At 59.6% G+C, this 10,074-nt stretch carries 11 protein-coding genes; all 11 read right to left on the minus strand.

Features of this window, described 5'->3' with window-relative positions; translation table 11 throughout:
• Positions 1-1,021, minus strand: a 1,021-nt coding sequence (atpA, locus tag ACFE0K_RS16225; RefSeq protein ID WP_434537055.1) for a F0F1 ATP synthase subunit alpha, incomplete at its 3' end; no start/stop codon positions are given.
• A gap of 16 nt (positions 1,022-1,037) precedes the next feature.
• Positions 1,038-1,574 carry a F0F1 ATP synthase subunit delta gene (locus ACFE0K_RS16230; protein ID WP_272962999.1) on the minus strand — a complete coding sequence of 179 codons (537 nt, stop codon included), beginning with the start codon at positions 1,572-1,574 and terminating at the stop codon, positions 1,038-1,040.
• Between the two features lie 15 nt (positions 1,575-1,589).
• A complete protein-coding gene (locus tag ACFE0K_RS16235; RefSeq protein ID WP_434537056.1) occupies positions 1,590-2,060 on the minus strand; it encodes a F0F1 ATP synthase subunit B in 471 nt (156 codons plus the stop codon).
• Positions 2,061-2,124: 64 nt separating this feature from the next.
• On the minus strand, positions 2,125-2,346 hold the full coding sequence (gene atpE / locus ACFE0K_RS16240) for a F0F1 ATP synthase subunit C (protein ID WP_007151035.1): 222 nt from the start codon (positions 2,344-2,346) through the stop codon (positions 2,125-2,127).
• A 56-nt stretch (positions 2,347-2,402) separates the two neighbouring features.
• Positions 2,403-3,311, minus strand: coding sequence for a F0F1 ATP synthase subunit A (atpB, locus tag ACFE0K_RS16245; RefSeq protein ID WP_434537057.1), 909 nt, complete (start codon positions 3,309-3,311; stop codon positions 2,403-2,405).
• Positions 3,312-3,346: 35 nt separating this feature from the next.
• On the minus strand, positions 3,347-3,775 hold the full coding sequence (locus ACFE0K_RS16250; RefSeq protein ID WP_434537058.1) for an ATP synthase subunit I: 429 nt from the start codon (positions 3,773-3,775) through the stop codon (positions 3,347-3,349).
• A 253-nt stretch (positions 3,776-4,028) separates the two neighbouring features.
• Positions 4,029-5,132: a hypothetical protein gene (locus ACFE0K_RS16255; protein WP_434537059.1), complete on the minus strand. Its 1,104-nt coding sequence runs from the start codon at positions 5,130-5,132 to the stop codon at positions 4,029-4,031.
• A gap of 31 nt (positions 5,133-5,163) precedes the next feature.
• Positions 5,164-6,084 (minus strand): ParB/RepB/Spo0J family partition protein, encoded by a 921-nt coding sequence (locus tag ACFE0K_RS16260; RefSeq protein WP_434537060.1) that lies wholly within the window; start codon positions 6,082-6,084, stop codon positions 5,164-5,166.
• 13 nt (positions 6,085-6,097) lie between these two features.
• On the minus strand, positions 6,098-6,895 hold the full coding sequence (locus tag ACFE0K_RS16265; RefSeq protein WP_297767740.1) for a ParA family protein: 798 nt from the start codon (positions 6,893-6,895) through the stop codon (positions 6,098-6,100).
• Positions 6,896-6,929: 34 nt separating this feature from the next.
• On the minus strand, positions 6,930-7,562 hold the full coding sequence (gene rsmG / locus ACFE0K_RS16270) for a 16S rRNA (guanine(527)-N(7))-methyltransferase RsmG (RefSeq protein ID WP_434537061.1): 633 nt from the start codon (positions 7,560-7,562) through the stop codon (positions 6,930-6,932).
• The gene (gene mnmG, locus ACFE0K_RS16275) at positions 7,559-9,454 is read right to left on the minus strand and encodes a tRNA uridine-5-carboxymethylaminomethyl(34) synthesis enzyme MnmG (protein WP_434537062.1); all 1,896 of its coding nucleotides are present in this window, start codon (positions 9,452-9,454) and stop codon (positions 7,559-7,561) included. Before mnmG ends, rsmG begins: the two co-directional genes overlap by 4 nt.
• Positions 9,455-10,074: the final 620 nt, after the last annotated feature.

Genomic DNA, 10,074 nt, shown 5'->3' on the forward strand with positions numbered 1-10,074 from the left:
AAGCGGAAACGTCACCACCCTGGGTTTCGATGATCGGCAGTGCGGTCAGAGAACCGGTTTTGCCTTTCACTTCACCGTTGGTGAACTGCTCAACGTAATCTTCGTTTACCTTAGCGGCGCGTTCCAGCAGACGGGAGTGCAGGTAGAACACGTCACCAGGATAAGCTTCACGACCCGGAGGACGACGCAGCAGCAGGGAAATCTGACGATATGCCCAGGCTTGCTTGGTCAGATCATCATAAACAATCAGTGCATCTTCGCCGCGATCACGGAAGTACTCGCCCATGGTGCAACCGGCAAACGGTGCCAGGAACTGCATGGAAGCGGGATCGGAAGCGGAGGCCGCAACGATGATGGTGTTGTCCATCGCGCCGTGCTCTTCCAGCTTGCGCACCACGTTAGCAATGGTGGACTGCTTCTGGCCGATGGCAACGTAGACACACTTAATGCCGGAGTCTTTCTGGTTGATGATCGCATCAACCGCTACCGCGGTCTTACCAATCTGACGGTCACCAATGATCAGCTCACGCTGACCACGGCCGATCGGCACCATGGCATCAATGGACTTGTAACCGGTCTGGACAGGCTCGTTAACCTCACGACGCCAGATAACGCCAGGCGCTACCTTTTCAACTGCGTCGGTCTGCTTGGCATCGATCGGGCCTTTGCCGTCGATCGGGTTACCCAGGGAGTCCACCACACGACCCAGCAGTTCGGGGCCAGTCGGGACTTCCAGGATGCGGCCGGTACAACGTACCTTCTGACCTTCGGCCAGACCCAGGTAATCACCCAGGACCACGGCACCCACAGAGTCTTGCTCCAGGTTAAGGGCCATGCCGAAGATGCCGCCCTCAAACTCGATCATCTCGCCGAACATCACGTCGGCCAGACCATGAATACGCACGATACCATCGGATACGGATACCACCGTACCCTCGTTGCGTGCTTCGGTGGAGGTATCAAGTTTCGCGATGCGCGATTTGATAATCTCGCTGATTTCGGACGGGTTGAGTTGCTGCATCTCTAATCCCTCAAACTCAAGAGTTCAGTTGCTCTGCCAGACGATTCAGTCGGCCGCGCACACTGCCATCAATTACGGTATCGCCGGCTCGCACCAGCACGCCTCCAATCAAAGATTGGTCCACGGACGTGGTGACATTCACGTCAGTGCCAAGGCGTTTCTTCAGCGCTGTTACCAGCTTCTCGGTTGCAGCGTCGTCCAGATCGAATGCGGAGATCAACTCCACATCGGTGAACCGCTGCTCCTGGGCCAGAAGCTCGTGGAACAGTTGCAGGATGATCGGCAAAAGCGGCAGGCGCTTGTTTTGCGCCAGCTGGGCAACAAAGTTGCAGCCACTTTCGTCAAGTTCATCGCCACAGACTTCTGCAAAAGCAGAAACCTTGGCAGCGTCATCCAGTTCCGGCTGGTCAAGGTAGGCACGCATGGTGGCATCACCTGCCACTGCCGCTGCCAAGCCCAGCATCTTTTCCCACTTACCCAGGTCGCCTTGTTCCTTTGCAAAAACAAAGGCGGCCTTGGCGTAGGGGCGTGCGATGGTGGTCAGTTCAGCCATGGGTTACCCGTAGTCTCAGAGTTCAGCCGCCAGCTGCTCAAGCATCTGCTTGTGCGCGTCCTGGTTTACTTCGCCAGCCAGTACCTTCTCGGCACCGCTCAGCGCCAGGGCCGACACTTCTTTGCGCAGTTGCTCACGAGCCTGATTAACCTCTTGGTCAATCTCAGAGTGGGCTTTGGCTACCAGACGCTCACCTTCGGTGCGCGCGGCATCTTTAGCCTCTTCCACAATCTGATTAGCCCGGCGATTGGCCTGATCAATAATTTCGGCCGCCTTCTCTTTCGCTTCTTTGAGATTGGCGGTCGCCTTTTCCTGCGCCAGTTCCAGATCACGCTCTGCCCGATCCGCGGCACTCAGGCCCTCGGCAATCTTCTGCTTTCGTTCCTCGAGCGCCCGAGAAATCGGAGGCCAAACGAACTTCATGCAGAAGAACACAAACAGGGCAAACCAAATGGCCTGGCCAATTAGTGTCGCATTAATATTCATGCCAACACCTCAATCCGCGTTGCTTAGATTTCCCAAAATCGGGGCTTAAAAAGTAAAGCGCGATTTACTGGAAAATCAGCAGGAACGCGATGGCGATACAGATAATCGGCACAGCATCCAGCAGACCGGCGATGATGAACATGCGAGTTTGCAGCATCGGAGCCAGTTCAGGCTGACGAGCCACAGACTCGAGGAAACGACCACCCATCATGCCGAAGCCCAGACCTGCGCCGATGGCCGCCAGGCCAGCTACGATAGCAGCAGCAAGAAATTGAATGCCTTCCATCTTTACACTCCCGTTAAGTGCTTGGTTGGTTTAATTAAAAACCGGTTTAAAAAAACTTAGTGCTCTTCGACCGCCATGCTCAGATACACGATGGTCAGAACCATGAAGATAAATGCCTGCAGGGTGATTACCAGAATATGGAATACCGCCCAGGGCCAGGCACCTACGAACTGCCAGGTGCCCATCATGGCTGCCAGCAGAATAAACACAAACTCACCCGCGTACATGTTACCGAACAGTCGCAGGCCCAGAGATACCGGCTTCGCCAGCAGAGCAATGGTTTCCAGCAGCAGGTTCACCGGGATCAGAAGTGCTTTGACCACCGGGTTGCCGGATTCGAAAGGATGTAGCGCCAGAGTACCGATAAATCCGCCCACACCTTTGGTTTTGATGGTGAGGAAGATGATCAGGAACATTACGCTAAACGACATGGCAAGAGTAATGTTCGGATCGGTGGTCGGTACAATCTTGAAGTAGGCTTCATGAGCGCTCCAGCCGAAGAAGCTCACCATTACCCACTCAAATGTCTTCGGGATAAAGTCCACAGGGACCAAATCCATCAGGTTCATCATGAACACCCAGCAGAAGATCACCAGCGACAACGGGGCGATCAGCTTGCTCTTGCCATGGAAAGAGTCGCGAACCTGGGTATCAATAAACTCGATAATGATTTCAACAAAATTAAGGAAGCCGGAAGGAATGCCGGCAGTGGCCTTGCGAGCGCCCAGCCAGAAAAGCAGGCACATGATAATGCCCAGGCCACCAGACCACACCAGAGAGTCCACGTGAAAGGCGGCAAAGCCCATATCTTTGGCTTCGTTACCGTTACAGGCGAAGGTCCAGGTAGTCTCGGTCAGCGTCTCCGCATGACCATGGCATTCACGGACATACCCTTCGGGCAGTTTGCCATAGGTCAGATTACCCAGGTGGTGCTTGATATACTCGCCGGCGGAGTTCGCTGCCATGTCAAACCTCTGTTAGAGAGCCGATGCCTACCGTCTCAGTCGTCTTGACTGTCTTGTTCTGCTGCCGTTTGCCCGTCCAGGCGTGCCACCTGAACCCAGCCCACAATCTGGGTCAGCATGAAACCCAGCAGCAGAACCATTGCGATTTTCATTTCCCGCGCTTCAGGGACCTTGGAGAAGGTAAGCCAAAACAGCAACAACATAATTGCGATCTTGCCCATCTCTGCCCGAATCGCCGCAGTCGCCATGCGTTTCGGTGCGCGGTTGCCAGGGTGCATCCATAACTGAAAGCCGCCCCAGGCGTATGCGATCAGGCTGATAGTGCCTCCCCAGGCCGCTACCAGACCGGCCAATGTACCGGCCAGGGTGGTTACCAGCAGCGCGAATAGCACCAGCGTTACAAGCTGGGCGCGCATTAAGCCCCAGAACAAGGTTCTGCTGGGCTGAAATTCGTTGCTGGTCACCGTAAAGCCTCTGGGCCGATGCAAGTCGATGCCGCACCAGGCGCAAGGTCATGGCACCCCTGATCTTTAGCGCGGCGAAGTATATGGAGTTGGCACGCTACTGGCAACCGTGCAGGGCGGATTGTTAGTCAATGTAAGACCAATTGCGGACGGTAAAAGTGGTGAGACCGGGGCCACGCCCATTATGAACCTGATTCATGAAAACGCGTAAACATTGAAATTTTTTTGTTTACCCATCCGCAAACACCATACGCTATGGATTGGCGGGCAAAATCGGCGCCAACGCGGCAAGCTGATCCCGGTCCCCATGAACCGCCAGCACCGGCCAGATGGCTTCCACCATGGCTGTCGCCTCATCGGTCTGCCCAAGCCGCAGCAGGACGCGAGCGGCATCTCCGGCGACCATGGCCAGCGTGCACCACACCGCCGGATTGCCGGCCAGCGCTTCCAGCCGGTCAAGGGCCTCGCGCAGGTGTGAAGCCGCTTGCTCATTGCGCCCCTGGCGTAATGCCACAATGCCTTCCACCCAGGGCACAAAGGCATCGCCATATTCCGGCAGCAGCGCCGGGTCCACCTCCAGCAGCAGGCAATGGGCCCGGGCCGCGGACCCGTAGCGGGCTTCCATGAGGGCATAGTCCAGGGTCTGACTGGGATCTTGCTGCGAGGCCGCCACGGCCTCGCGATGGCAGCATAGCTGGGCCTCATGCTCACGGGCCGCCAGGTAGACCCGCGCCTGCTGCGCGGCATACATGCCCGGCATCAGCATATCCATGACCGGTTGCCAGGGAGCGAGGGTGGCGAGGGCTTCGTCGGTATCCCCGACCCTCGCCTGCACACAGGCGCGATGCACCGTTAATTCCATGGCCACGGATTCATCACGGATACGGCGACTCAGGCGGTCACCCAGGGAGGTAGCTTTTTGCCAGTGGCCCAAGGCGATAGCGGACAACATGGCATCAAAATCCCGGGCGTCGCGGTATTTCCACAGGGCGATGGCTGCCGCCAGCAGGGGCACCAGCAACAACAGACCGGCCCAGAGTCGATAGCCGGCCAGCCAAAGCAGCGCCGCCCCGGGCACGGCCAACAGCCAGAGCAGCCAGGTTTGCTTGAGCAGCATCAACAGAAAGGGGCGCAGCCCGTGACGGGCCTGGAAGTAGTGGCGTAGTGCGGCGTAGTCCCGATCCGCCAGGCCGCCGGTATCCAGGGGCATGGCGGCGCTCATGGCATCGTTCTGCAGACGCACGGACTGCAGACCCTGCTCCTTGAGCAAGGTCAGCGCCTCTGCGGCGCTGTGCGCATCCTGAATACCGGAAACCGGTTTACCGTCGGCCTCGGCCCGGTAAAGAAACCGCCCCACTACACCCTCCATGGATCCTACGCCGGACGTGTTACTTGATGTGCGCCAGGATGCCGTCCAGTTCATCCAGGCTGTTATAACTGATCACCAGCTTGCCCTTGTTGCCCTGGCCCTGCTGGATCTGCACCGGTGCCCCCAGACGATCGGACAAGTCGCCGATCAGAGCTTTCACGTTGGGGTCTTCCTTGGGCGGTGCCGGTTTGGCGGGTTTTGCTTTTTCGAAATCACGGACCAGCTCTTCGGTCTGGCGCACGGACAGCCCTTTGGCCACCACGGTGCGGGCCGCTTCCACCTGTTTGTTGCCGGTCAGCGCCAGCAGCGCGCGGGCATGGCCCATTTCCAGGTCGCCGTGCTCGAGGAGCTTTTTGACGTCGGATTCCAGGCTCATCAGGCGCAGCAGGTTGGTGACCATGGCGCGGGATTTGCCCACCGCGTCGGCCACCTGCTGGTGGGTAAGGCCGAATTCTTCCTTCAGGCGGCCCAGGGCAATAGCCTCTTCCATGGGGTTGAGGTTTTCCCGCTGGATGTTCTCGATCAGCGCCATGGCGATGGCGGCTTCGTCGGGCACCTCGCGGATTACCGCCGGAATGGTGTCCAGCTCGGCCATCTTGGCGGCACGCCAGCGGCGTTCACCGGCAATGATCTCGTAGCGCTTTTCGCCGAGGGGACGCACCACGATGGGCTGCATGACCCCCTGAGCGCGGATGGACTCGGCCAGCTCTTCCAGAGCATCCGGGGACATGTCACGGCGCGGCTGGTAACGACCGCGTTCCATGCAGTCCACCGGCAGGTGGCGCAGCTCGCCGTCACGGGGGGGATACTCCACACCGCTGACCCGATCTTCCTCCTGCTGCTGGATTCGTACTTCGTCCTGGTGCTGCTGGTAGGATTCGCTGCTGCTGAGCAGGGCATCCAGGCCCTTGCTGAGACCGCGTTTACGCTTTGCCGCCATGATGTTTCGTTCCTTATGAAGCTGCTGCAGGCTGGGCCTTGAGCGCCTGCTCACGACGCAGGATCTCACCGGCCAATGCCAGATAGCTGACCGCACCGCGGGATTTCGGATCGTAGGTGATCACCGGCGCGCCGTGGCTGGGCGCTTCCGCCAGCCGCACGTTACGCGGAATGATGGTGCGATACACCTTGTCGCCGAAGTGGCTGATCAACTGGTTGGACACATCGTTGGACAGGCTGTTGCGCGGGTCGTACATGGTGCGCAGCAGGCCGCCGATGTGCAGCTTGGGATTGAGGACCGAGCGGATCTTTTCGATGGTATTCATCAGCGCGGTCAGACCTTCCAGGGCGTAGTACTCGCACTGGATCGGCACGATCACCGAATCCGCCGCCGTCAACGCATTCACGGTGAGCATGTTCAGGGACGGCGGGCAATCGATGAGGATGTAATCGTAGTCGTCACGGATCCGCGCCAGCGCATTACGCAGGCGGAATTCCTTGGATTTCAGGTCCAGCATCTGGACTTCGGCGGCGGTCAGATCGCCGTTGGCGGCGATCAGGGCAAAGCCGGACTCTTCCGGCGTACCGGTCACCGCCTGCTCGATGGGCACGTCATCGCAGAGCACATCGTAGATGGTGTAATCCGTTTCGAACTTGTCTACCCCGGAGCCGGTGGTGGCATTGCCCTGGGGGTCGATATCCACCAGCAACACTTTCTTGCGGGTGGCTGCCAGCGACGCCGCCAGGTTCACACTGCTGGTGGTCTTCCCCACGCCGCCTTTCTGGTTCGCTACGGCAAATACGGTGGTCACTGCTGTCTCCTTATGGAGGCCACGCCGGTGGCCTTCAATCGCTGCGCTGTTGTACCACCACCAGTGTCCTGGGCTCATCGAGCCCGGGAATGTTCAGACTATGGTGGTTGCCTTGCCAGTGCGGCGGCATGGTCGCCAATTCCCGCTCTGTGCTGGCCGCTTTCATGGCCAGTACCCGGGTATTATCGGTAATTATCGGCGCCATGAGTGCCAGCATGTCCGACAAGGAGGCAAAGGCACGGCAAATTATCTGTGATGGGCTCTTACCGTACTGTTCCACGCGGGCGTGCACAACCTCCACGTTATCCAGCCCCAGCTCACGGCGGGCCTGGCGTACGAAGCGGGTTTTCTTGCCGTTGGAATCCAGCAGGGCAAAGGCCTGATCCGGCCGCGACACCGCCAGAATAATCCCCGGAATGCCGGCACCGGTGCCCACGTCCAGGGTGTCGGTGTCGGCCACGTAAGGCAGCACCGCCAGGGAATCGAGCAGATGGCGAGTGACCATCTCCGCCGGATCGCGAATGGCGGTGAGATTGTAGGCCTGGTTCCACTTCACCAGCAGGTCCACGTACGCCAGCAACTGGCGCTGCTGGTCATCACTGAGGGACAGGCCCAGGGCGTCTACGCCCCGGGCCAAGGTGTCGGATAACGTTGTAGAAAGGCTCATGCCTGCTGGGCCGCCTTCTGCTGATGCTGATGTTTCTTCAGATAGATCATCAGCAGGGAAATAGCCGCCGGGGTCACCCCGGGAATCCGGCCCGCCTGACCCAGGGTCTCGGGGCGGATATCCCCCAGCTTCTGCTTCACCTCGTTGGACAGACCTTTCACCTGACCATAATCGAAGTCTTCCGGCAGCCGGGTGGTTTCCGCCGCCCGCAGCTTGGCGATCTCGTCGTTCTGACGGTCGATGTAGCCGGCATACTTGGCGAGGATTTCCATCTGCTCGATCACCGCCGCGTCCGGACGGTCGTCCAGCGCCACCGCGTCCGCCAGGGTGGCGTAGCTCAGCTCCGGGCGCTTGAGCAAATCCAGCAGGCTGTATTCGTGGGTCAACGGCTTCTCGATCAGGGTATTCACCGCCTCGGCCTGGGGCGTTTTCGGCTGCACCCAGGTGCTTTTCAGACGCTGCTCTTCTTTGACCATGCCCTCGCGCTTGGCATTGAAGGCAGCCCAGCGCTCATCGTCCACCAGGCCCAGTTCACGGCCCTTTTCGGTGAGGCGCAGGTCGGCATTGTCCTCACGCAGCAGCAAGCGGTATTCGGCGCGGCTGGTGAACATGCGGTAGGGCTCCTGGGTGCCCATGGTGATCAGATCATCCACCAGCACGCCGATGTAGGCCTCGTCGCGACGGGGCGTCCAGGCGTCTTTGTCCTGGCTCAACAGCGCCGCGTTCAGGCCCGCCAGCAACCCCTGGGCACCGGCTTCTTCGTAGCCGGTGGTGCCATTGATCTGGCCGGCGAAGAACAGGCCCGGCATGTGCTTGGTCTCCAGGCTGTGCTTGAGATCCTGGGGATTGAAATAGTCGTATTCGATGGCGTAGCCCGGCCGGGTGATATGGGCATTCTCGAAACCACGGATGGAGCGCACCGCCTGTAGCTGCACGTCGAACGGCAGGCTGGTGGAAATGCCGTTGGGATAAAGCTCGTGGGTATCCAGCCCTTCCGGCTCCACAAAGATCTGGTGGCTGTCCTTGTCCGGGTAGCGGTTTACCTTGTCCTCGATGGACGGGCAATAGCGCGGCCCGACCCCGTCGATAACCCCGGTGAACATGGGGCTGCGGTCAAAACCGCTGCGGATGATGTCGTGGGTCTGGGCATTGGTGTGGGTGATGTAGCAGCACACCTGCTGCGGGTGCTCTTCCACCTTGCCCAGGTAGCTCATTACCGGCAGCGGGCTGTCGCCCCACTGCTCCTGCATCACGGAAAAGTCCACGGTCTTGCCGTCGATGCGCGGCGGAGTGCCGGTTTTCAGACGATCCACCCGGAACGGCAGCTCGCGCAGACGGCGGGCCAGGGCATTGGAGGGCTGATCGCCAGCGCGGCCACCCTGGTGGTTATCCAGGCCGATATGAATGACGCCGCCCAGGAAGGTGCCGGCGGTGAGCACCACCGCGTCGGCCACAAAACGCAGCCCCATATTGGTGACCACCCCCACACAGCGGCCATTGTCCACGATCAGGTCGTCCACGGCCTGCTGGAACAGGGTCAGGTTGGGCTGGTTTTCCAGGGTGGCGCGGATGGCAGCCTTGTAACGGACTCGATCCGCCTGGGCACGGGTGGCCCGCACTGCCGGGCCCTTGCGGGCGTTGAGCACGCGGAACTGGATGCCCCCTTGATCGGTGGCGCGCGCCATGGCGCCGCCCAGGGCATCGATTTCCCGCACCAGGTGGCTCTTGCCAATGCCGCCGATGGCCGGGTTGCAGCTCATCTGGCCCAGGGTTTCGATATTGTGAGTCAGCAACAGGGTGGAGACGCCCATACGCGCGGATGCCAGTGCCGCCTCGGTGCCGGCATGGCCGCCGCCGATCACTATCACGCCAAATCGCTGGGAAAAATCCATCTCACACTTACCTTGCAGGGGTCTGCTGTTCAAAATATAGCCAGAAAGGCGCGCTAGTATAATGGCAATGCTTCACGCTGCAAGCATCGCGCGACCCACCTTGCCGCAGGAGCGTCGCTGGCGGCGCGATCTATCACAAGGCCACCGTAGGAGTTCCTCTTGAGGGACGAACCACGCGTCAGCGTGGAAATTGACCACAGAGCCTGCCCCGGATTTGATCCGGGGGCGATCAGAAATACCAGGCGTCACCAGAATTATGGTGCAGCCGCATGGCCTGCCTCCTCGCCCAAGCTCGGATTCGTCCCTCAAGAGGAACTCCTACAGCGGCGTTGTAGATGTCATGGGTCGCCGCTCGTCTCACGCCTACGGCTAAAGATGAAAACCTCTGTCATGCAGCATGCAGCACGTTGCGTGTAAGCTAGTCTACTATAGAACCTTGATGCCTCTTAGCATGGATTCGGCTTGGACTCTCTGAACCTCTTTCTTCTTATCGGCACAGGCCTGATGTTTACCGGCCTGCTGCTGGGCTCGCTGAGTGCCCGGTTCGGGGTGCCGGCGCGGCGGATGTTCCTGGTGGTGGGAATGCTCGGCGGCGAGGAGTGCATTGGCGGCGTCGAGTT

The sequence above is a fragment of the Alcanivorax sp. genome (assembly GCF_051117345.1).
In the GTDB taxonomy this organism is placed as follows: Bacteria; Pseudomonadota; Gammaproteobacteria; order Pseudomonadales; family Alcanivoracaceae; genus Alcanivorax.